Origin of the sequence: Micromonospora sp. NPDC093243, from assembly GCF_044753725.1 — a bacterium.
Taxonomy (GTDB): domain Bacteria; phylum Actinomycetota; class Actinomycetes; order Mycobacteriales; family Micromonosporaceae; genus Micromonospora.
In genome coordinates this window covers 392,644-414,787 of the sequence record NZ_JBIVNT010000001.1, presented here as the reverse complement: position 1 = coordinate 414,787, position 22,144 = coordinate 392,644, and the positions used below count along the sequence as shown (strand labels likewise).

Sequence of the window (22,144 nt, the reverse complement as noted above, 5' to 3'; positions counted from 1 at the left end):
GGCCCGTGCACCTGACACCCCCGAGCAGAGGAGCACGCCATCATGCGTACCGATCTGATCCGCAAGACCGCACTGACCGCTGCTGGGCTCGCCTTCACCGGCGGCGCCATCGCCGGGCCGGTGACCACCGCCTTCGCCGCCCCCGCCACCGACAAGCCGAACACCTCGGCGTCGCAGCAGGGCGACCGCAAGCATGGTGAGCGGGAGCTGGGTGTGCGCTACGAGGCGCAGCCGAACTTCTACTACTGCGGCCCCGCCGCGACCCGTAACGCCCTGAGCGTGCAGGGCAAGAACATCAACGTTGATGACATGGCCAAGGAGATGGGCACCACCGAGGCCGGCACCAACTCCATCAACGACATCACCCCGGTGCTGAACAAGGAAACCGGCAAGGCCGACGCCTACCACAGCGTCGAAATCCGCAACAGCAACGCCGATGACAAGCAGACCGACACGCTGCGCGCCGACATCGTGCGCACCGTCGACGACGGCCGCGCCGTGGTCGCCAACATCGCCGGCACCAGCACCGACACCGACGGCACCACCCACTCCTTCGAGGGCGGGCACTACATCAGCGTCGTCGGCTATCGCGACGGCGGCCAGACGGTGAAGATCGCCGACTCCGCCGACCCCAACATGGCCTCCTACTGGATCAGCACCGAGCACCTCGCGGACTGGATCGCCACCCGCGGCTACTCCACCAGCTGACCCGAACAACAAACGAACACCGCAAACACCGGAAGGGCCGGACCCCACCAAGGGGGCCGGCCCTTGCGGCATCTCCGCGCGAAAGGCCGGCCCCGCAACGGGCCGGTCTTTGTCATCCGTAGACACGAAGGCCGACCCCGGCGGGTCGGCCTTCGTCGTCTCGGCGGGCCGGTCTGCTCGCGCTACGGCGCCGCGTGCGTCCGGACCCGTCAACTCTCGGGCGCGGGCTTGGCCGGCTTGGCGGGCTTCGTCTGCTTCGCGGGCTTGCTGGGCTGGGGAGGGATCGGGCGGGCAGTGGGCGGGGGCGGGGGCGGCGTGGGAGCCTCGTTGGCGAGCAGGTCGTCGATCCAGCGGGCGGCGGATCGCTGCCGGGTCAGCATCTGTTGGCGGGCCTCGGCCAGGGCCGCGTCCGGCTGGGACGTTCCCTCGACGTGTTCGCCGAGGATGCTCGCCCAGCGCCGGCTCAGCTGCTCGGCGTACCGGGCCTTGCGGAGCTGCTCGTCGTACTGGCATTCGAGGGTGACCTGGCGTTCCACGTGCGGCTGGAGCGCCGGCCAGATCTTGTCGTCGAGCCGTACGGTGGCGTCGGGCTGACAGGTGAGGAGGACGTCCCCCCGCTCGTAGGGCCACGGGGTGCCCTCGGCGAGCGCCTGCTGCAACGCGAGCTCCAGGTCGCCCGCGCGGTGCGCCGGCAGGTCACGGGCGGCGTCCGCGGCGAGCCGGGTCAGCCGCTGGATGGCGTGCGGCATGAAGTACTGGGCGTACCAGCTCAACACCTCGGCGCGCAGGCCCGCCGGCGACGACCAGGCGAACGTCGCGCGGATGTAGAAGCAGTACACGTAGCCACGGGCGGGCACCGCGATCAGCCCCGGCGCGTCGCGTTGCTCGACGAGTGGGCCGGGCGGCGGAGGTGCGGAGCGCGCCGGCTCCTGGTCCCGCAGCGAGGCCGCCAGCCGCTGCCAGTTGTGCCGCAGCCAGCGCCCGCTGTGGACGCTCGCGTCCCGGGTGTTGCTCAGCCCGCGGCTGCCCCACTGCCGCCACCGGTTCGCGGGCCTCGGCGCCGGGTCCGGGGCGTCCGTCATCCACCCTCCCTGGTCACGGATCAGCGTTCTCACGCTAACAACGGGTGACCGATCTGCCCGCCGCCACGCCGACGGGACGACCGGCGCGGCGCCGGGGCCGCGCCGGCGACGCGCTGGGGCGACACCGTGGCGTCGCTTGATGATCGTCGGACGGCCGCGTGCCGGTCAGCTCCGGACGACATCCTGCCCGGATGCGGAAACTGCCGACCGTCGTCGGGTACCGGCTGCTCGGCGGCGTGGGTGCCGCCCTGCTGGCCGGCGCCGGCCTCGCCGCCGGCGCGCTCCCGGTCGGCGGCCACGCCGCCTGGTGGAGCGCGCTGCGGCACCTCGCCGGGCCGGGCCTGCTCTGCGGGTACGCCGGGCTGACCCTGCTCGCCGCCGCCTGGTGGTGGGCGGGCCGGCAGTTGCGCGCCGCCGGCCCACCGGGTGTGCCGGCGGTACGGCTCGACCGGCGCTCCGCTGCGCTCACCCTGGCCTGCTGGGCCGGGCCGCTGCTGCTCTGCCCACCGCTGTTCAGCCGGGACGCCTACAGCTACCTCGCGCAGGGCGCGATGGTGCTCGCCGACATCGACGTGTACCGGCACGGCGTGACAGCGCTCGGCGGTCAGATTGCCGCCGAGGTGCCGCAGATGTGGCAGCAGACGCCCGCGCCGTACGGGCCGGTTTTCCTCGCCATCGCCGCTGTCGTCTCCGGGCTGACCGGCGGCAAGCTGGTGCTCGGCGTGCTCGGGCTGCGGCTGGTGGCGTTGGCCGGGGTCGCGCTGCTGCTGCGCTACCTGCCCCGGCTGGCCCGGCACTGCGGCGTCGACCCCGCCGCCGCGCTGTGGCTCGGCGTGCTCAACCCCCTGGTGCCGCTGCATCTGGTCGCCGGCGCGCACAACGAGGCGGTGATGCTGGGGTTGCTGGTGGCCGGGCTCTGCCTCGCCTTCGAACGCCGCTTCGCCACCGCCGCCGTGCTGATCACCCTCGCCGCGCTGGTCAAGGCGCCGGCCGTGGTGGGCCTGCTGGTGGTGGTGTCGCTCGCCGCCCGGCACGGCGGGCGCCGCGCGGCGCTGACCCGCACCGCCGGCTTCGCGGTCGGCACCGCGGCCGCGGTCACCTGGGCCACCGGCATCGGGTACGGCTGGATCGGCGCGCTCGGCACCCCGGTGTACCGGCACAGCTGGTCGATCTCCAGCGCCCTCGGTCGCGGCGCGACGCGGTTGGCCGGCGCGCTCGGCCTGGAGTGGGGGGACGCCCCGATGCGACTCTTCCTCGGCCTCGGGCTGATCGCCGCGCTGGCCGTCGCCGGCATCGCCTGGTGGCAGCGGCGGCGGCTCGGCCCGGCGTACGCCGTGGGGCTGGCCCTGGCGGCGGTGGCGCTGCTCGGCCCGGCGACCCGGCCCTGGTACGCGCTCTGGGGTCTGGTCCTCATCGCGGCGGCCGCGCCGGACGGGTGGGCCCGGTTGGCCGCGGCGTCGGGGGCCGTGGTGCTGGCGTTCGTGGCGCTGCCGAGCGGGTTCGGACCGGACCCGACGCAGGCGGCGCTCGCCGCGGCCGGGGTGCTGCTCGGGTTGCTCGCGGTCGGCTGGCTGCGGCTGCTCACCACCACCGCGCAGCCGGCGCCGGCGGTGGCCCGATGAGCGCCGAACGGCCCGCGTCGGGCGGGGTGCTGACCCGGCCGGTGTCGCCGCGTACCGGCCGGCGGGTGCTGCTGGTGGCCGGGATCGCGACCCTGCTCGGGGTGCTCATCGCGGTGCTGCCCGGGCACCGGGGCTGGTTCGACGTCGGTGTCTACCACGGCGCGGTCGGGCACTGGACGCGCGGCGGTGACCTCTACGACTGGACCACCTGGAACGGGTACGGCTTCACCTACCCGCCCTTCGCGGCGGTGAGCATGCTGCCGATGGCGGCGCTGGCCTGGTATCCGACGATCGTGGTGAACCTGCTGCTCACCGCGGTGGCGACCGGTTTCCTGCTGGTGCTGCTGGTCGACCCGGTGGCCCGTCGGGCGGGCTGGAGCCGGTGGTACGCCCTCGCGCTGGCCGGCTGCCTGCTCGCCGGGCTCAACCCGGTCCGGGACACGGTCAGCTTCGGGCAGGTAAACCTGCTGCTGGTGGCCCTGGTCTATGTGGACCTGTGGCTGCTGGAGCGGGGCCATCGGGCCGCCGGCGTCGGTATCGGGCTGGCCGCGGCGATCAAGCTCACCCCGGCGATCTTCATCGGCTATCTGCTGATCGCCCGACGCTGGCGGGCGGCCGCCACGGCCACCGGCACGACGCTCGCCGCCACCGCGCTCGCCGCCGCGCTGGCCCCGGGCGCGTCGCGCACCTTCTTCACCGAGGCGCTCTGGGACACCGGCCGGATCGGCGAGCTGGCGTACGTTTCGAACCAGTCGCTGCTCGGGCTGGTGGCCCGGCTCAACCCGGAGCACCCGGACCGGCGGCTGTGGCTCGTTCTGGTCGCCGCCGTGCTGGCGGTCTGGCTGGTCCGCTCCCGGCGGGCCGCCCTGGCCGGCGACGAGCGGGCCGGGTTCGCGCTGACCGGGATCGCCGCCTGCCTGGTCAGCCCGATCACCTGGGTCCACCACCTGGTGTGGCTGGTGCCGGGGCTGGCACTGCTCGCCGCGGCCACGCTGCCCTGGCCGCCGCGCGAGCGCGCCGCGCGTCGTCGGCTGCGGGCCGGCGTGGTCGGATATCTGCTGCTCTCCAGCGGTCTGGTCTGGGTCTTCGCCAACAACTCCACCGGGCCGCTCGGCTTCCTCGGTGGCAACGCCTACCTGTGGGTCGCCCTCGGAATGCTGCTGGCGCTGCCCACCGGTGGGGGACGGCTCCCTGATCATCCGCGGTTCACCGGCCATTGTGGATCAGTTCGGACGCGGGGACTGTTCCGGACCGCCGTCGGCGGTGAGACTGGGACCGGTCCGCCAACGACGCGGATCGATGTATCCGACGGTCTGGAGGCAGCATGTCCACCCTTGCATCCCCGCGCCCGACGCTCGGCGTGACCCGCCGGCTCACCGCCACCCTCGTCCTGCTCGTCGCGATGGTCGCCGCCGCGCTGGTCGGCCCGTCCGTGGTCGCCCCGCGGCTTACCGACTCGGCGTCCGCCGCGGTCTACAGCTCCTGCACGATGAGCCGCTGCGCCGACGCCCGGACGGCCCGTTCCGGCTGGGCGGCCAAGGGCTTCCCGACCAGCCGCGGTTGGTACAGCTGGAGCGGGGGCCAGGCCAACTTCGCCGGCGGGCGGTTCTACAACTACGAGGGGCAGCTGCCGACCAACGCCACCTACTACGAGTACGACGTGTACCCGCGCCAGCAGGGCGCCGCCCGCGACGCCTACCGCATCGTGGTGAACAAGAGCACCGGGGTGACCTGGTTCTCGCCGAACCACTACACCGACTTCTACCGGCTCTGACCGGTAACCTCCCGGGGTCGGCCGTGCCTGACGACGGCCGGCCCCGGCCCGGCGAGGAGGTCTTCATGCCCGACCAGGACGGTGACCGGACAGCCGGTTGGCTGACCGTCGCCCGCGACGACGCGCCGGACGAACCCGACGCGGTGCCGCTGCCCGGCCCGGCGACGCGCACCCGCACCGGGCTCTTCGTCACGCTCGCCACCGCCCTCGCCCTGCCCGAGCACTTCGGCCACAACTGGGACGCCCTCGCCGACGTGCTGCGCGACCGGCTGGCCACCGCGCCGCTCACCCTGCGCGTCGACGACGCCGGCCAACTGCTCGCCGACGAGCCCGCCGGCCAGTACGCCCAGCTGCTGACCGTGCTCGGCGAGGTCGCGGCCGACGCCCCGCACCCGCTGCGGGTCGTGCTGCGCGAACCCCCACCCGGCTGAGCCGGTCAGCCGGGTCCGCGCAGCCGCTGCCGAGCCGGGGCATGGCTCGCGGTCGCTGTCGAACTGCCCCAGATTTGGGCCGCCCGCCCGTCGGCGCTGCCGTGCTGAGGGCTCGCGCCGGCTCGTCTGGTCCCGCCTCTCCCGTCACTCTCGTGGTGCCGGGGGTAGGCCCCGGCGAGCGATACCTCAGCGTCATCAAGATGACGCTGAGGTATCTCCGTGGTGAGTGACATCGCCGCCCGCGTCGTGTCGCCCCCGCGTCGCGGCGGCGCCGACGGGGCGATCAACCGATCAGTGGGGGTGGGCGGGCTGGTCGAGGATGGCGCTGAAGCGCTCCTCGGCCAGGTCGAGTTGGGCCAGGATGTGCCGCTTCACCGGCGGGGAGAGCGGTGTGTCCGGCCGGGTGACCAGCTCCCGGTAGACCGGGACCAGCGGGCGGTACTTCCGGGCCGAGGACTCCACCTTCGGTCCGACGGTGTGGATGACGCCCACCCCGTTGTCGGTGAAGTCGGACACCTTGATCACCCGGGCCCAGGGCTCCCGGTCCAGGCTGGCGGCGACGTGTTCCCGGTACTGCTCGTTGCGGTCGCGGGTCGGGTCGTACCGCGGGTTGGTGACCGCGGCGACCAGGCGGGCGACCCGCGGGCCGAACCGCGCGGCGAGGGTGGCCAGGGCCGCGCCGGTCGCGTCGTCGTGGTCCGCGCCGGCCAGCTCGGTCGGGTGGTCCTCGACCGCGTCGTGCAGCAACCCGGCCACGATCACATCCACGTCGCGTACCTGGTAGTGGTGCATCATCCGGATCGCCACCCGCAGCAGGTGGTTGAGGTACGGCTCGCGCACCCGACGGTCGTCGCGGTGCAGGTCGGCGGCGAGGTCGAGCGCGGCGGTCAACCGCTCCCGGGCAGCCTCGTCGAAAGACTGGATCTCCAGCCGGAAGCGCTCCAGCAGGCCCGGCTCGCCGTGGATCTCGGTGATCGCGTGCATCGGCATCGTGCCCAGGTACGGCGGGAAGTCCATGCGTCACTTATAGCCGATCTTCACCATGGTGGCGGTCCCGCCCGTCGTTGATGCGACTCGACCCGCCGGGTCGGCGTCGCCGGTCAGAGCGGTAACCGGCCCGCGCCGGCCAGCGCGTCGACGACCGGCGGCACCAGCGGCGCCGGCAGCACCGGGCCGTGCCGCAGCGTGGGCGTCCAGCCGGCGTCCGGGGCGAGATCCGGCTCGTGCGCGGCGTTGTAGGCGGCCAGCAGTTCCACCGGACGGGCCGGGCCGGCGCCCTGGCGCAGCCAACTGCCCCGCTCGGTGATCGCCGTGCCGCCCCAGTCGTGGATCAGGTCCGCCGGGTCGACGTCGGCGTCGAGGGTGAAGAAGTTGTTCTGCGCGTAGAGGGCGGACTGGACGCCGACGCCGAGCGCGTACTCGAACGCGCTGCCGCCGAGTCGGTAGTGGTTGTTCCAGACGTCGACCTGCCCGAACCGGACCCGGGGCAGCCGCTGGAGCACGCGGTCGAAGAGATTGTGGTGCAGGGTCACCCGTAGCCGCCCGACGTCCGGGCCGACGGTGTTGGACGAGCCGATCAGCAGCACCTTGTCCCGGCCGACGAACCGGTTCCACGACGCGGTCACCAGGCTCGCGGTGTGCGTGACGTCGAGCGAGCCGTCGTGCACCTGATAGGGCCGGCCGAAGTGGTGGGGCTGGGCGCTGTCCGGGTTGTCGCCGTCGGTGAAGGTGTTCTGCGTGACCCAGACGTGCTCGCTGCGGCGGACCGAGATCTGGTCGTACTGGGAGTTCCAGTTGCCCGCGTCGCCGTCGGTCGGCGACCAGGCGGGGAAGCAGTCCCGCGCGTCGACGAGGGTCAGGTTGCGCACGATGACGTTCGGCGCGCGGTCGATCATCAGCGTCAGCCCGCTGAGTCGGGCACCGCGCAGACCCAGGAGCGTCGTGTTCGGCCCGACGTTGATCTGGGTCTGTCGGGTCTGGTTGGCCACCGACCGCGCCCGAGCCTCCTCCAGCGGCCCCGCCGGCGGCACCCGTCCCCACACCGCCGGGTCGTACGCGGCCAGGTAGGCGTCGAGGGAGTACTCCGGGTCGGCGAGGTCGGCGCACTCCAGCGGGCGGCCGTCCGGGCCCTCGAAGCCGTCGATGTCGCCGTCCACGTAGATGATTTTCGGGGTGGCGTTGCCGGCGTTGGTGGCGTTGTCGCCGCCCAGCGCGGCGATCAGCTCGGCCCGGGTGCCGACCACGCTGACCTGGTCGGCCGTCGCCGCCGCGCCACCGGTGGTGCCGGGGCCGTCGGCGGCCCAGCCGTCGCCCGGCGGCAGGGTCTGCAGGCCGAGCAGCCGGACCGTCCAGGGCAGCCGGTCTGCCCGCTGTCGCCCCGACAGCCGAGTGCTCGCGGCGCGCGCCGCATCCGTCGGTCCCGCCGTCTCGACCGTGGCCACCACCGTCCGGTGGTCCGCCGTCGGCGCCGCCGGGGCCGTGGCCGTCACCGTCCGGTGGTCCGCCGTCGGCGCCGTCGGGGCCGTGGCGGCCGCGGGCGTCGGTGGGGTCGCGATCAGCGCGAGGGTGGCGAGCGCCGCACCGGTTCCGAAGCTCCGCATCGTCGCCGTCCATTCGTTCGGGCGTGATTACCTATTCACAACGAACGATAGGAATGGCGCTTATCAGGGTCAATATTAATGATGTGCAGGAATGTTGCAGTTGTCCGGGTCGTCCGGCACCGTCCGGCCGCTATCGGTCGGGGAATGTCGGTAGTTGTCCGATCCGGCGGACGGCCTTGTTTGCGGAGAGTTGCGGCCTCCTATCCCGACAGACCGGTGCGGTGGGGCGGCACCGCCCAGGGCACGCCCAGCTCCGAGGGGAGGGCGTGCCGTTCGGCGGCCCGGCGCAGCACCTCGTTGACGCCGTGGATGCGCAGCACCCGCTCCGGTCCGGCGCCGATGGGCTCGACCAGCTCGCCCGCCAGCAGCCGGGGCAGCGGCGCGTCGCGCAGCGCGTCCAGCACCGCCGTGAACGGCGCGGTACGGGCCAGCGGGGCGATCAACGCGACCGCGTCCGGGTCGGCCCGGTGCGCGAGCAGGTTCTCCAGCAACCCCCGCCGCCCCGGCACGGCGCGCGGCGCGGCGTCGCCGGGCAGCCGCAGCCGGTCGGTCGGATACTCCAGCACCGCCCGCCCGGCGGTCCCGGTGACCACCACCTCGCCGGGCACGACCTCCTCGCCGGCCAGGGTGACCGCGGCCACGATCGGTGGACCGTGCCGGGGCCGGATCCGTAGTACCGCCGTGTCGTCCACCTCGATCGGGCGGACCCGGTAGCGCTCGACCTCGACGTCGGCCGGCTGGACCGGCGCTCCGACCACCGCCTCGGCGACGGCCAGACACTGCATCACCGCGTGCGCGAGGGGATTGGCCAGCGCGCCGTCCAGCGCCGGCCGGCCGTCCAGCGTCCGTCGTCCGGCCCAGGGCGAGCGGGCGTAGTAGGCGTCCGGGCGGTGCCAGGCGGCGACCGTGGCGATGCCGGTGACCCGGCCGAGCCGGCCGGTGGTGACCGCGGCGGTCAGCTCGCTCAGCGCGGCCGAGCCGAGCGCCTGGAAGCCCACCTGGCAGGCGCGCCCGGTGGCGGCCAGGACGGCGGCCAACTCGTCGTGCTCGGCGGTGCAGAGCACCGGCGGCTTCTCCAGCAGCAGGTCGGCGCCGGTGGCGAGGGCGTCCAGCGCCACCGGCAGGTGGGTGTGCGGCGGGGAGCAGACGATCACCACGTCCGGCCGTACGGCGGCGAGCATCTCCCGGTGGTCGGTGAAGACGGCGGTCTCCGGCGGCACCGGCGCTTCCGGGTCCTCCTCGACCGGCCGTGGGTCCGCCAGCGCGGCCAGCCGCAGCCGCCCGGCCGCGTGCAGCGGGGCGAGTATCCGCCGGTGCCACCGCCCGTGCCCGTTCACCCCGACCAGTGCCACCCGGGGGGCCTCGGGCGGGCTCACGCCGCACCGGCCAGGGTGGCCGCTACGCCGTGCCGCTCCAGCGCGGTCAGCCAGGCGGTCACGTCCGCCCGGACCTCGTCGTCCTCCGCCACGTCGGCCGGCACGATCTCGCGGAGCGCGAAGACCGCGTCCACCGCCCCGGCCGGGGTCTGCCGGCCGGCCGCGAGCGCGGCGCGGATCCGGTCGCCGAGGGGATCCTCCAGCGGCAGCGGCCGGCCGTCGTCGGCGTGGCCGAGCAGGAACCGCAGCCAGCCGGCGACCACCAGCGCGGCCCAGCGCGCCGGGCGGCCGGCGGCCCGCAGGTCGGCGACGGTGTGCAGGACGCGTTGCGGCAGCTTCTGCGAGCCGTCCGACGCCACCTGCAGCGTGCGGTACCGGATCGCCGGGTTGCCGAACCGGGCCAGCACCTCCTCGCCGTAGTCGACCACCCGCACCCCGTCCGGCGGGGTGAAGCTGGCCGCGACGTCCTCGGTGATCAGCCGGCGCAGCACCCCGGCCAGGTGCGGGATCTCCAGCGCCTCGGCGATGGTCTCCCGGCCGGCCAGCGCGCCGAGGTAGGCGGCGGCCGAGTGCACGCCGTTGAGGGTGCGCAGCTTGAGCCGCTCCCACGCGCCGGCGTCGGCTGTCAGCACCGCCCCGGCGCGGTCCCAGGCCGGCCGGCCGGCGGGGAAGTCGTCCTCGATCACCCAGTGGGCGTACGGCTCGGCGGCCACCGCCGCGAGGTCGCTCACCCCGAGCGCCCGGCGGGCCTGCGCCAGCGTCTCGGCCGTGCTGGCCGGCACGATCCGGTCGACCATGGTGCCGGGGAAGGTGACGTTGCCGGCGATCCACTCCGGCAGGGCGCCCGGCACCCCGGTGGCCTGCCGCACCGCTTGCTCGACCAGGCCGCGCAGCCGTACGCCGTTGGCCGGCAGGTTGTCGCAGCTGACCAGCGCCACCGGTCCGGCGTCGGCGGCGGCCCGGGCGGCCAGCCCGCGCAGCAGCAGCCCCGGCACGGTCGTCGGCGGGCGCTCGCCGGCCAGGTCCGCGGCGAGCGCCAGGTCCGGGCGCAGCCGCCCGGTGGCCGGGTCGAGCTGGTACGCCTTCTCCGTCACGGTCAGCGTGACCACCCGGATCGCCGGGTCGGCCAGCAGCGCCAGCACCGCGTCCGGGGCGCTGGGCGCGTGCCGCACCCCGGCGAGCGCGCCGATGACCCGGGTGTCGGTGCCGCCGCCGGAGAGGGTGGTGACGCTGAAGAGGTGGTCCTGCGCGGTGAGCGCCTCGACCAGCGCCGGGTTGCGGGGCGCGACGGCCACGATCGCCCAGTCGCCGCCCGCCGCGCCGATCGCGGCCTCGGTGTAGACCGCCTGGTGGGCCCGGTGGAACGCGCCGAGTCCGAGGTGGACGATGCCGGCCGGCACCGAGCCGGGGCGTACCAGCGGTCGTGCCTCGGCCGGCAGCCGGCGCAGCGCGGCCAGCCCGAGTCGGGCGCCACCGATGCTCACCGCCATGCCGGCCCGTCCGGGAAGCGGAAGCGGGCGACCGAATCCGGCCGCATGGTGGCGCTGTAGCCGGGGCGGTCGGGGAGCAGGTAGCGACCGTGGCGGGTGCGCACCGGGTCGACGAAGTGCTCGTGCAGGTGATCCACGTACTCGATCATCCGGCCGTCCAGGCTGGCGCCGACCCGGAGGAAGTCGAAGATCGCCAGGTGCTGGACGTACTCGCAGAGGCCGACGCCGCCGGCGTGCGGGCAGACCGGCACCCCGAACTTCGCCGCCAGCAGCAGCTCCGCGAGCACCTCGTTGACCCCGCCGACCCGGCACGCGTCGACCTGCATCACGCCGATCGCCTCGGCCTGCAGCAGCTGCTTGAAGATGACCCGGTTCGCGGCCACCTCGCCGGTGGCCACCCGGCACCGACCGCCGGTCAACTCGGCGACGGCCCGGGCGATCCGGGCGTGGCCCAGGATGTCGTCGGCGTGCGTCGGCTCCTCGATCCAGTACGGGTCGACCTCCGCCAGCGCGGCCATCGCGGTGATCGCCTCGTCGACGTCCCAGACCTGGTTGGCGTCCATCATCAGCAGCGCGTCCGGGCCGATCTCGGCCCGGATGATCCGGGCCCGGCGCAGGTCGTCGGCGAGCGGTCCGCCGACCTTCATCTTCATCGCCCGCCAACCCGCCGTGTACGCCGCTCGGGTCAGCGAGCGGACCTTGTCGTCCGGGTAGCCGAGCCAGCCGACCGACGTGGTGTAGGAGGGGAAGCCGTCCTGCTCCAGCTCGGCGAGCCGGTCGGCCCGGCCGACGAGTCCCTTGTCGAGGATGGCCGCCGCGTCGTCGGGGGTGAGCGCGTCGCGGATGTGCGTGAAGTCGACGCTGGCCACCAGCTCGTCGGTGGGCAGCTCGGCGAGGAAGCGCCACATCGGCTTGCCGGCGAGCCGGGCGCGCAGGTCCCACACCGCGTTGACCAGCGCGCCGGTGGCCATGTGGATGACGCCCTTCTCCGGCCCGAGCCAGCGCAGCTGCGAATCGGCGACGAGCGAGCGCCAGAACGCTACCGGCTCGGCGGCGATCTCCTCGACCGTGCGCCCCACCACGTGGTGCGCCAGCGCGCGGACGGCGGCGCAGGTCAGCTCGTTGCCGCGCCCGTTGGTGAAGGTGAAGCCGGCCCCGGCCGCGCCGGTGTCGGTGCTCAGCTCGACGTAGCTGGCCGAGTAGTCGCCGCGGTTGATCGCGTCCGAGCCGTCTCCGCTGGCGGCGGTGGGGAACCGCACGTCGTGCACGTCGACGGCGGTGATGGTGACGCTCATGCTGTCGCCCTTTCGTTCGCGACTGCGGGGCTCCGCGTCGCCGCACTCGTCACTCTCATCGCGCCTCCCCGAACCGGTAGACCCGCTTCGGCAGCCGGTAGGCCAGGTCGACGATGGTCTCGGCCGCCTCGTCCTCGGGCAGCCGGTGCTCGGCGACCAGCCGGGCCAGGAAGCCGGCGTCCACCCGCCGGGCCACGTCGTGCCGGACCGGGATGGAGCAGAACGCCCGGGTGTCGTCGACGAACCCTGCGGTGTTGTAGAAGCCGGCGGACTCGGTGACCGCCTCCCGGAACCGGCGCAGCACCTCGGGGGAGTCCAGGAACCACCAGGGCGCGCCGAGGTAGAGCGCCGCGTAGCCGCCGGCGAGCGGGGCCAGCTCGCGGGTGAAGGTGTACTCGTCCAGCGTGTAGAGCACGACCCGCAGCCGCGGGTCGTTGCCGTGCCGCTGCAGCAGCGGGGCCAACGCGTGCACGTACTCGGTGGCCTGCGGCACGTCGCCACCGACGTCACGTCCGTGCCGGGTGTGCAGCCACCGGTTGTGGTTGCGCACCGCGCCGGGGTGCAGCTGCAGGACCAGCCCGTCGTCGATCGACATTCCGGCGAACTCCAGCAGCATGTGCGCCCGGAACGCCTCCGCGTCGCCCGCGTCGGCGAGGCCGCGCCGGCCCCGGTCGTAGAGCGCCGCCGCCTCGGCGGGATCCAGAGCCAGAGTGCGGGCGGTGGGATGGCCGTGGTCGGAGCAGGTCGCGCCGGCCGCGACGAACGCCGCCCGGCGGGACCGCAACGCGGCCAGGTAACCGTCGTACGTGCCGGTGTCCTCGCCGGTCAGCTCGCCGAGCCGGTCCACGTTGCCCGACCAGCCGTCGAACTCCATGTCCACCACGTCGTCCGGGCGGAAGGTGGTGACCACCCGCCCGCCCGGCCCGCCCCAGCCGTCCGCGGCGAGCTTGGCGTGCTGGCCGAGGTCGTCCAGCGGCGACTCGGTGGTGGCCAGCACCTCGATGCCGAACCGCTCGAACAGCGCCCGGGGTCGGAACCCCGGCTCGGCCAGCCGAGTGGCCAGCTCGTCGTAGACGGCGTCGGCGGTGCCCGGCGAGAGCGGTGTGCGCACCCCGAACACGGTGCGGAAGGTCTGTTCCAGCCAGAGCCGGGACGGGGTGCCCCGGAACAGGTGCCAGTGCGCGGCGAAGCGGCGCCAGATCCGCCGCCCGTCGGTCTCCACCGGACTGCCGTCGCGGCTCGGCACGCCCAGCTCGCCCGGCGGGACGCCCTGGCTGAGCAGCATCCGGGTCAGGTAGTGGTCGGGCACGATGAGCAGCTGCGCGGGATCGGGAAAGGGCCGGTCCTCGGCGAGCAGCGCCGGGTCGACGTGTCCGTGCGGCGAGATGATCGGTTGCTCCGCGGCCAGCGCGTAGAGCTCCCGGGCCAGCGCGCGTTGGCCCGGCTCCGCGGGCAGGAGCAGGTCGGAACGGGGCGGGGTCGGCACGGGTGGCTCCTGTCGCGGTCAGGGGAGGGTGAGCAGGTCGGCGACCCGGACCGGCTGGCCGGTCTCCAGGGACCGGTTGGCCGCCAGGCCGGTGAGCAGGGCCAGGGCGCCGTCCTCGGCGTCGGCCGCCCGGTCCAACGGGTCGGGCCCGCCGCCGAAGAGCACCCGGGTCATCCGGGCGTCGGCGCCGCCGTGCCCCTCCCGGGTCTGCCCGTCGACCGGGATCCGCCGCGGCGGCGCCCAGAACGGCCGCAGGGTCAGGGTGGTGCCGCCGACCTCGGCGGCGGCCTCGGCGCCGTGCAGCGCGGCGCCCTTGAGCGCGCCGGCAGCCGACGGGCTGACGTACGCGCTCTCGGCGACCTCCAGCTCCAGCCGGCCCCGACTGCCGTTGACCATCACCCGGTAACCCTCCCAGGGGGCGTACGCGGTGAGGTGGTAGGTCATCGTGGCGCCGGTGGAGTAGCGGGCCAGCACCGCCAGGTCGTCCTCGATGGTCACTCCGGGAGCGAAGACGTTGCGGTCGCGCTGGTAGCCGTCCTCGGCTTCGGCGTCGAGGTAGAGCTCCCGCAGCCGGGGATGCGCCGCCAGGTGCAGCGCGAACGGGTCGTCGGCGGCGGCGGGGGAGCGGTGCGCCCGGTCGTAGTCGCGGGCGTAGCCGTGCCGGCGGCCGCCCTCGCCGTAGAAGAAGAGCCGGCCGGCCGCGTACACCTGCACCGGCCGGGCCGCCAGCCACCAGTTGACCAGGTCGAAGTGGTGCCCGGCCTTGTGCACCAGCAGCCCGCCGGAGGTGGCCTTGTCCCGGTGCCAGCGGCGGAAGTAGTCGGCGCCGTGCCGCACGTCGAGCAGCCACTCGAAGTGCACCGAGCCGATCTCACCGACCGCTCCCTCGGCGAGCAGCCGGCGGACCTGTTCGTGCAGCGGGCTGTACCGGTAGTTGAAGGCGACCGTGACGCGCCGGCCGGTCTGCGCCACCGCGTCGAGGATCCGCCGGCAGCGGGCCGCGTCGACGGTCATCGGCTTCTCGGTGATCACGTCCCGCCCGGCCCGCAGCGCCGCCACCACATACTCGTCGTGGGTGACGTCCACGCTGGTCACCAGGACCGTGTCGACGCGCTCCTTGGTGAGCATGGCGGTGAAGTCCGCGGCGCGGTAGGTCGGCACCGGCGGATGATCGAGCCCCGCCAGCCAACGGTTGTGCGCGTCCATCCGGGCCTGGTTGACGTCGGCGAAGGCCACCAGCTTGGCGCGATCGGCATGCTCGACGACCAGGGACCGGACGAACATCTCGGCCCGCGCCCCGGTGCCGACGATCGCGTACCGGGTCCGTCCGTCGGGGTCCGTCGCCATCGGTCGCCCTCCCGCGTCGACTGCAAACCTTTGCAGTGAAATAACCACGATCGATGCGATGTCGTCAACGGCTCCCCGGCAATCGGTGAATTGTGACCCGATTGAGGGGGATTGAAGATCACGGTGAGCGCACGGCTGTCACGGGACCGCAACAACGGGCCGTTGACAGTGGAGCAACCGTTTGCATTAATTGGCGGCACCCATGTGACCAGAGCCACACCGGACGGAGGGGGTCGCCGCCGTGCCAGTCACCATCCGGGACGTCGCCCGGGCCTCCGGGGTGCACATCTCCACGGTGTCCCGCACGTTCTCGGCGCCGCACCTGGTCAACCCGGAGACCCGGGTCCGCGTGCTGGCCTGTGCCGAGGATCTCGGCTACCGGCCGAACCGGGCGGCCCGGGCGTTGATCACCGGGCGTACGCACAACATCGGCCTGATCATCGCGGACATCGCCAACCCGTTCTTCCCGCCGCTGATCAAGGCGGCGGAGAGCCAGGCGCGCCACCGCGACTACCACGTGTTCGTGGCCGACACCAACGAGGACCCGAGCGTCGAGGAGGAGCTGGTCCACGCCCTGGCCAAGCAGGTCGACGGGGTGCTGCTGTGCAGCCCGCGGATGAGCAACAGCCTGATCGAACAGCTCAGCCGCGAGGTGCCGTTGGTCGTGGTGAACCGCCAGGTGGCCGGCCTGCCCTGCGTGCTGATGGACGTGGGCCAGGGCGCCCGGGCGGCGATCGAGCACCTGATCGGGCTCGGCCACACCCGGATCGCGCTGCTCGGCGGGCCGCGCGGCTCGTGGACCAACCGGGAGATGCGCCGGGCTGCCGGGGTGGCCGCCCGCTCCGGCGGCGCGGAGCTGACCGTGCTCGGCCCCAACCCGCCCACCGAGACCGGTGGCCTCGCCCTCGCCGAGCAGGTCCGGCGCAGCGGTGTGTCGGGGGTGCTCGCCTACAACGACCTGATGGCGATCGGCCTCATCGAGGGACTGGACACGCTCGGGGTCGGGGTGCCGCAGGAGATGAGCGTCGTCGGGGTCGACGACATCGCGCTGAGTCGGCTGACCCGACCGAAGTTGACGACGGTGGCCACGCCCACCGCGGCCGCCGGCCGGACGGCCGTCGACATGCTGTTGCAACAGGACGCCGACCCGCCGCGCGGCGCGCGGGGCGTCGGCGTGGCCACGGCAGCCGGCGTCCGTCGCACCACCGCACAGGTAATGCTGCAGACCGACCTGGTCATCCGCGACTCGACCGGACCGGGACCCCGCTCCGGTCGACACCGTGCCGGCGCCGCGGCGCAAGGCCCGGGCCCGCAACGCCTTGCGGGCCCGGGCGACCCGACCACGGCCACCGGTGACGTCGTCGCCTCCTACGCCAAGGAGTGAGCGCACATGCACCCCGCCACGCCCACCACCGCCGACGCGCCCGTCGGGCGCACTCACCGTACCCCCCTCTCCCGCCGCCGGCTCGTGCGCGGCGTGCTCGCCGTGGCCCTGGCCGCGCCCCTGATGTTCGGGGCCGCGGCCTGCGGCGACGACGAAGCGGCCGACCCCAACGCCCCGGTCAAGCTCGCCGTCTTCTGGTGGGGTGGCGACGCCCGCGCCAAGCTGACCGAGGACGTGCTGGCCCTCTACACCCGTAAGCACCCGAACGTGACGTTCGAAAAGACCTGGCAGGCCAACCAGGGCTACTTCGACAAGCTGGCCACGCTGACCGCCGGCGGGAACCCGCCGGACCTGTTCCAGATCGACGACAACTTCCTCGCCGAGTACGCGGCCCGCAACACCACCCTGGACCTGACCTCCTACCAGAGCTCCGGCAAGCTCGACACGGCCAAGTTCCCCAAGAGCCTCTGGCAGTACGGCGTGGTCGACGGCAAGCTGGCCGGTCTCGCCGCCGGGGAGAACACCCAGGGCCTGGTCTACAACAAGACGCTGCTGACCAGGCACGGGCTGCCGGAGCCGACCACGGGCATGAGCTGGGAGGAGCACATCGCCTGGGCCGAGCAGGTGGCCAGGACGACGAAGGTCCCCGGCACCCAGGACCCCAGCGCCGACTACAAGGCGTTCTGGGTCTGGCTGCGCCAGCAGGGCAAGGACCTCTACAACGGCAAGGAGCTGGGCTTCACCGCCGAGGACGTGACCCGCTGGTTCGAGCTGTGGAAGGGCGCCCGGGACCGCAAGGCCACCCCGACGGCCGACGTCATCCACGAGGGCAACTCCACCGACATCACCAAGCAGCTCGTGGCGACCGGCAAGGCGGCGACCTCGTGGGTCTGGGCCAACCAGATGCCGGAGATCAAGAAGAACACCAAGGACGAGCTGGGCGTGGTGGCCTACCCCGGCGACCCGAGCGCGCAGTGGGCGCGGGCCTCGATGTACTGGTCGGTGTTCCGGGGCAGCAGGCACAAGGACGTCGCGGTCGACGTCATCAACTTCATGGTCAACGACCCGGAGGCGGTGAAGCTGCTCGGCACCGACCGCGGCCTACCGTCCAACCTCGACCTGCGCACCGTCGTCAGCGAGGGCGCCACCGACCCGGCCATGAAGCAGTCGATCGCGGTCGAGACCGAGCTGGCGCAGAAGTTCGGCGAGTCCCCGCAGGTGCCGATCAAGGGGCACAGCAAGGTCCGCGCCGAGCTGATCAAGGCCGCGGAGAACGCCCAGTACGGCCGGGCCACCCCGGCGCAGGCGGCCAGCCAGTTCGTGGACGCCTGCAAGTCCGCCATCGTCTGACCGCCGCCCGCGGAGAGGAGCCCGGCTCGTGGCCCTGACCACGGCGCCCGACCCGACCCGAGGCGGCACCGGATCCGTCCGGCCCCGCGCCACCCGGCGCAGGACCGGGCGGATCCGGTACGGCGACGGTCTGGCCGGCTACGTCTTCCTGTCGCCCTGGCTGGCCGGCCTGCTGGCCGTCACGGCGATCCCGATGCTGGTGTCGCTCTATCTGAGCTTCACCAACTACGACATCCTCACCCCCTTCTCCGAGGTGCGGTGGGTGGGGCTGGCCAACTACGAGCGGATGTTCACCGCCGACCCGTCCTACTGGCACGCGGTCCGGGTGACGCTGACCTTCGCGCTCATCGCCGTACCGCTGAAGCTGGCTGCGGCGCTCGGGGTGGCGCTGCTGCTCAACCGCGCCTGGCGCGGCGTCGGGCTCTTCCGCGGGCTGTTCTACCTGCCGTCGCTGCTCGGCGGCAGCGTCGCGTTGGCCATCGTCTGGGTGAACATGTTCAACCGCGACGGCGCGGTCAACAGCCTCCTCAGCCTCTTCGGGATCGAAGGGCGGCCGTGGGTCAACGACCCGGACTGGGCCCTGGAGACCCTCATGGTGCTGGCCATCTGGCAGTTCGGCGCACCCATGGTGATCTTCCTGGCCGGGCTCAAGCAGGTCCCCACCGAGCTCTACGAGGCCGCCGCGGTCGACGGCGCGGGCCGGTGGCGCAAGTTCCGCAACGTCACCCTGCCGATGCTCTCCCCGGTGATCTTCTTCAACCTGGTGCTGGAGACCATCAACGGCTTCCAGGGCTTCACCGCCGCCTTCGTGCTCAGCAACGGCACCGGCGGCCCGGTCGACTCCACCCTGATGTACACGCTCAACCTCTACATCACCGGCTTCACCGACCTGGAGATGGGCTACGCCTCGGCGATGGCCTGGGTGTTCCTGATCGCCATCGCGCTGATCACGGTGATCTTCTTCAGCACCGGGCGGTTCTGGGTGCACTACGCCGACGGGGAGGGCCGGTGATGGTGTCGGTGACCACGACCGCGCGCGCGGCGGGCCCCGGCCGCCGGCGTCCACGCAGCCGCTCGGCGCTGCGCCTGCTGGTGCTGCTCGCCATTCTGGCGGTGGTGCTCTATCCGCTGATCTGGATGCTCGGCACCGCGCTGAAGTCGCAGGAGGAGATCGTCAGCAACGTCGGGCTGCTGCCCGAGCGGTTCACTCCGGGCAACTTCACCGCCGGATGGTCCCACTTCGACGTCAGCTTCGGCCGGTTCTTCCTCAACAGCGCCCTGGTCAGCCTGCTCACCGTCGTCGGCAACGCGGTCTCCTGCCTGCTCGCCGCGTACGCCTTCGCCCGGCTGCGGTTCCCGTTGCGCGGCGCCTGGTTCGCCGTGATGATCGGCACGCTGCTGCTACCGGGACACGTGCTGATCGTGCCGCAGTACATCCTGTTCCGCAGCGTCGGACTGGTCGGCGCGGAGTGGCCCTACCTGCCGCTGCTGGTGCCGCAGTTCCTGGCCACCGAGGCGTTCTTCGTCTTCCTGATGGTGCAGTTCATGCGGGGCATCCCCCGCGAGCTGGACGAGGCGGCCAAGATCGACGGTGCCAGCGCGTACGGCATCTTCCGGTACGTCATCCTGCCGCTGAGCCGTCCCGCGCTGGTCACCACCGCGATCTTCTCGTTCATCTGGACCTGGAACGACTTCTTCCGGCAACTGGTCTTCCTCTCCGACCTTCAGGACTACACGGTGCCGGTGGCGCTGACCCTGTTCATCGACTCGACCAGCCAGAGCGCGGTGGGACCGATGTTCGCCATGTCGGTGCTCTCGCTGCTGCCGGTCTTCGGGTTCTTCGTCGCCTTCCAACGGATGCTCGTCGAGGGGATCAACACCAGTGGACTCAAGGGCTGAACCGCCGCCGGACGAGGCGGTCACCCGCCGGGACTGGCGCGACGTGCTGCGCGACGCCGCCGACCTGGCGCTGCTCGGCATCCTGCTGACCCTGGCCGCGGCGCCGGTGCTCACCGCCGCCGCGGCGGTCGGCACGGCCAGCGCCGCCGTGCACGACTGGATCGACACCGGCAGCTGGCCGCCGGCCCGCCGGACGCTCTCCCGGTTCGGCCGGGCGTTGCTGCCCGGAACGCCGGTCACCCTGCTGGCGCTCGCCGTGGTCGGGCTGCTCGCCGTCGACCTGGCCGCGCTGGCCGACGGTCGGGTGCCCGGCGGGGCGCCGGCGCTGGCGCTCACCGCGCTGGTCGCCGTCGCGTTGGCCGGGTACGCCGGCGCGATCGTGGTCGAGGTGGGCCGGACCGGGGGCGGGCGGTGGCGGGCCGCGGCCCGGCAAGCCGTCCGGGCCTGCCTCGACCACCCGGCGCGGTGGGCCGCCCTGGCCGGGACGAGCGCGGTCGCCGCGCTGCTCGCCGTGCTGGTGATCCCGGTGGCGGTGCCGATCCTGATCGGCTACACCGTGGCCGCCCTGCACGCCGTCGCCCGCCGCCGAGCGGCGCCGACCCGACCGGCGCTGACCCGGCCGGAGCTGCCGTGACCACCGAACGCCTGCTGGTCGGCGGCACCGAGGTGGCCCGCTACGAGGTGGACCCCCCGCTGGACCCCCGGCACGGTCCCCGCCCCTACCTGCACCCGGTGCGCACCCGGACCGGCACGGTGGTCACCGACGCGCTCCCCGCCGACCACGTCTGGCACCTCGGCGCGTCGCTGGCCGTGCCGGACGTCGACGGCACCAACCTCTGGGGCGGACGCAGCTACCTGCGGGACGTCGGCTACACCTGGCGCGACGACCACGGCCGGATCGCGCACACCGACTGGGAGACCCGCGCGCCCGACCGGCTGGCGCACCGCCTCCAGTGGCGCGACCCGGCCGGCCGGGTGCTGCTGAGCGAGCACCGCCGGCTCGGCGCCGTCGCGCTGCCCGGCGGCGCCTGGCGACTGGAGATCGACTACACCCTCACCGCGCCACCCGACCGCGACGTGGCGTTGGGCAGCCCGGCCACCAACGGCCGGCCCGGCGGGGCCGGCTACGGCGGGTTCTTCTGGCGGGCGGTCTCCGCCGACCCGGCCCGGACGTGGACCGCCGGCGCGGTGGGCGAGGAGGCGGTCAACGGCTGCGCCGAACCGTGGCTGGCGCTCACCGGCACCGGCCTGGGCGGTGGGGCGTACACCCTGGTCTTCACCGGCCTCGGCGACGGCGACCGCTGGTTCGTGCGGACCGCGATGTATCCCGGGGTCTGTGTGGCCTTCGCCTTCGACCGGCCCTGCCGGATCCCGGCCGGCACCCGGCGGCGGGGGCGGCACCGGGTGGTGGTCGCCGACGGCCACCTCGGCGCCGACGCCGCGGCGGCGCTCGCCGGGTCACCGGACTGACCCGCCGCCTTCGTCGCTCGCCGGGCCGTGGGGCTGGCCCGCCGCCGCGTCAGCGCCGCGATCCGCCGGTGCGGGCCGGCAACGCGGCGGTCACCCGGACCGCCTTGACGATCGCCGGGATCGAGCCGATCAGCAGCACCAGGCCCCAGACGACGGCCACCACCGCGAAGAGCAGCGCGCCCAGGTCGTCGAGGATGCTGACCAGGATCACCGGCACCAGGCCGTGCAGGAACTGCAGCAGCACCGTGCAGAGCAGGCTGGTGAGGATCAGCAGGACGAGGCCCTTGTTCTGCAGGAAACGGGGCTGGGCCAGCACCAGCAGCGCCGCCCAGGCGAGCTTCAGCAGCAGCGCCAGACCGAGCAGCAGCGCGGCGTCACCGACCGGGAAGAACCCCCACACCGCCAGGTACGCCAGGGTGCCGAACGGCGCAGCCAGGAAGAGCGAGACCATGATGGACAGCTCGACGAACGCCACGATCAGCGCGACCACCGAGGCGATCAGCAGCAGGATCGAGAAGATCAGCGTCGCCAGCCCCTGCACCCGGCCCTGGATCCGCTCGGGCAGCACCAGGCTCAGGCAGAACAGCCCGGTGCTCCAGACCGCGACCGCGTCGATGAGCGCCAGGTAGCCGGTGCCGCGGCCGGACGGTTCGCTGACCCCGGCCACGTCACCCAGCTCGACGTCGAGCGCGTCGGCGCTGTCCCGCAACGCCCCGGCGGCGTCCCCACCGCCGGTGAGCAGCCCGGCGCCGAGCTCCACGCCGATCGCCAGGCCGATGGCGAGCATCGCCAGCAGCAGGAACGGTTTGCGCAACTCACCCATGGCGGCC

20 protein-coding genes are annotated in these 22,144 nt (G+C 73.6%); 11 read left to right on the top strand and 9 right to left on the bottom strand.

What is annotated here, in order from left to right; genetic code table 11:
• Nucleotides 1-42: 42 nt before the first annotated feature.
• On the top strand, nucleotides 43-708 hold the full coding sequence (locus ACIP9D_RS01985; RefSeq protein ID WP_400449163.1) for a C39 family peptidase: 666 nt from the start codon (nucleotides 43-45) through the stop codon (nucleotides 706-708).
• Between the two features lie 209 nt (nucleotides 709-917).
• Here the strand turns inward: ACIP9D_RS01985 and ACIP9D_RS01980 are convergent, their stop codons facing one another.
• Nucleotides 918-1,790: a hypothetical protein gene (locus ACIP9D_RS01980; RefSeq protein WP_350876471.1), complete on the bottom strand. Its 873-nt coding sequence runs from the start codon at nucleotides 1,788-1,790 to the stop codon at nucleotides 918-920.
• 191 nt (nucleotides 1,791-1,981) lie between these two features.
• Between ACIP9D_RS01980 and mptB the strand changes: the two genes are divergently transcribed.
• The 4 genes from mptB to ACIP9D_RS01960 are packed head-to-tail and all read left to right on the top strand — an operon-like array spanning nucleotide 1,982 to nucleotide 5,617.
• Complete coding sequence (gene mptB / locus ACIP9D_RS01975; protein WP_350876469.1) at nucleotides 1,982-3,412, top strand: polyprenol phosphomannose-dependent alpha 1,6 mannosyltransferase MptB; 1,431 nt, start codon at nucleotides 1,982-1,984, stop codon at nucleotides 3,410-3,412.
• Entirely contained in the window at nucleotides 3,409-4,776 is a 1,368-nt protein-coding gene (locus ACIP9D_RS01970) for a glycosyltransferase 87 family protein (RefSeq protein WP_350876467.1), read from the top strand. The genes mptB and ACIP9D_RS01970 overlap by 4 nt, the downstream gene beginning before the upstream one ends.
• Complete coding sequence (locus ACIP9D_RS01965) at nucleotides 4,737-5,186, top strand: ribonuclease domain-containing protein (RefSeq protein WP_350876465.1); 450 nt, start codon at nucleotides 4,737-4,739, stop codon at nucleotides 5,184-5,186. Before ACIP9D_RS01970 ends, ACIP9D_RS01965 begins: the two co-directional genes overlap by 40 nt.
• A 23-nt stretch (nucleotides 5,187-5,209) precedes the next feature.
• Nucleotides 5,210-5,617: a barstar family protein gene (locus ACIP9D_RS01960; protein WP_350876463.1), complete on the top strand. Its 408-nt coding sequence runs from the start codon at nucleotides 5,210-5,212 to the stop codon at nucleotides 5,615-5,617.
• 291 nt (nucleotides 5,618-5,908) lie between these two features.
• On the opposite strand, the gene ACIP9D_RS01955 is transcribed toward ACIP9D_RS01960, so the two are convergent.
• The 7 genes from ACIP9D_RS01955 to ACIP9D_RS01925 form a co-directional block, all read right to left on the bottom strand.
• Nucleotides 5,909-6,634, bottom strand: coding sequence for an HD domain-containing protein (locus tag ACIP9D_RS01955; protein ID WP_350876461.1), 726 nt, complete (start codon nucleotides 6,632-6,634; stop codon nucleotides 5,909-5,911).
• An 83-nt stretch (nucleotides 6,635-6,717) separates the two neighbouring features.
• Nucleotides 6,718-8,217 carry a pectate lyase gene (locus ACIP9D_RS01950; protein WP_350876459.1) on the bottom strand — a complete coding sequence of 500 codons (1,500 nt, stop codon included), beginning with the start codon at nucleotides 8,215-8,217 and terminating at the stop codon, nucleotides 6,718-6,720.
• A 200-nt stretch (nucleotides 8,218-8,417) separates the two neighbouring features.
• Complete coding sequence (locus tag ACIP9D_RS01945) at nucleotides 8,418-9,593, bottom strand: Gfo/Idh/MocA family oxidoreductase (protein WP_350876457.1); 1,176 nt, start codon at nucleotides 9,591-9,593, stop codon at nucleotides 8,418-8,420.
• On the bottom strand, nucleotides 9,590-11,083 hold the full coding sequence (locus ACIP9D_RS01940) for a mannitol dehydrogenase family protein (protein ID WP_350876455.1): 1,494 nt from the start codon (nucleotides 11,081-11,083) through the stop codon (nucleotides 9,590-9,592). The genes ACIP9D_RS01945 and ACIP9D_RS01940 overlap by 4 nt, the downstream gene beginning before the upstream one ends.
• Complete coding sequence (locus ACIP9D_RS01935; protein ID WP_350876453.1) at nucleotides 11,074-12,378, bottom strand: enolase C-terminal domain-like protein; 1,305 nt, start codon at nucleotides 12,376-12,378, stop codon at nucleotides 11,074-11,076. The genes ACIP9D_RS01940 and ACIP9D_RS01935 overlap by 10 nt, the downstream gene beginning before the upstream one ends.
• A 55-nt stretch (nucleotides 12,379-12,433) precedes the next feature.
• Complete coding sequence (gene uxaC, locus ACIP9D_RS01930) at nucleotides 12,434-13,864, bottom strand: glucuronate isomerase (protein ID WP_350876451.1); 1,431 nt, start codon at nucleotides 13,862-13,864, stop codon at nucleotides 12,434-12,436.
• An 18-nt stretch (nucleotides 13,865-13,882) separates the two neighbouring features.
• A complete protein-coding gene (locus tag ACIP9D_RS01925) occupies nucleotides 13,883-15,211 on the bottom strand; it encodes a Gfo/Idh/MocA family oxidoreductase (RefSeq protein ID WP_350876449.1) in 1,329 nt (442 codons plus the stop codon).
• A gap of 241 nt (nucleotides 15,212-15,452) precedes the next feature.
• On the opposite strand from ACIP9D_RS01925, the gene ACIP9D_RS01920 reads away from it, so the two are divergent.
• The 6 genes from ACIP9D_RS01920 (at nucleotide 15,453) to ACIP9D_RS01895 (ending at nucleotide 21,314) form a co-directional block, all read left to right on the top strand.
• Nucleotides 15,453-16,595 (top strand): LacI family DNA-binding transcriptional regulator, encoded by a 1,143-nt coding sequence (locus tag ACIP9D_RS01920; protein ID WP_350876447.1) that lies wholly within the window; start codon nucleotides 15,453-15,455, stop codon nucleotides 16,593-16,595.
• Nucleotides 16,596-16,601: 6 nt separating this feature from the next.
• Nucleotides 16,602-17,945, top strand: a complete 1,344-nt coding sequence (locus tag ACIP9D_RS01915) for an extracellular solute-binding protein (protein ID WP_350876445.1) — start codon at nucleotides 16,602-16,604, stop codon at nucleotides 17,943-17,945.
• 28 nt (nucleotides 17,946-17,973) lie between these two features.
• Entirely contained in the window at nucleotides 17,974-18,957 is a 984-nt protein-coding gene (locus ACIP9D_RS01910) for a sugar ABC transporter permease (protein ID WP_350876443.1), read from the top strand.
• Between the two features lie 125 nt (nucleotides 18,958-19,082).
• Nucleotides 19,083-19,844 carry a carbohydrate ABC transporter permease gene (locus ACIP9D_RS01905; RefSeq protein ID WP_350876496.1) on the top strand — a complete coding sequence of 254 codons (762 nt, stop codon included), beginning with the start codon at nucleotides 19,083-19,085 and terminating at the stop codon, nucleotides 19,842-19,844.
• Nucleotides 19,828-20,478, top strand: coding sequence for a hypothetical protein (locus ACIP9D_RS01900; protein ID WP_350876440.1), 651 nt, complete (start codon nucleotides 19,828-19,830; stop codon nucleotides 20,476-20,478). The genes ACIP9D_RS01905 and ACIP9D_RS01900 overlap by 17 nt, the downstream gene beginning before the upstream one ends.
• Entirely contained in the window at nucleotides 20,475-21,314 is an 840-nt protein-coding gene (locus ACIP9D_RS01895; protein ID WP_350876438.1) for a DUF6807 family protein, read from the top strand. Before ACIP9D_RS01900 ends, ACIP9D_RS01895 begins: the two co-directional genes overlap by 4 nt.
• A 49-nt stretch (nucleotides 21,315-21,363) precedes the next feature.
• Here the strand turns inward: ACIP9D_RS01895 and ACIP9D_RS01890 are convergent, their stop codons facing one another.
• Complete coding sequence (locus ACIP9D_RS01890; RefSeq protein ID WP_350876436.1) at nucleotides 21,364-22,137, bottom strand: hypothetical protein; 774 nt, start codon at nucleotides 22,135-22,137, stop codon at nucleotides 21,364-21,366.
• Nucleotides 22,138-22,144 lie beyond the last annotated feature (7 nt).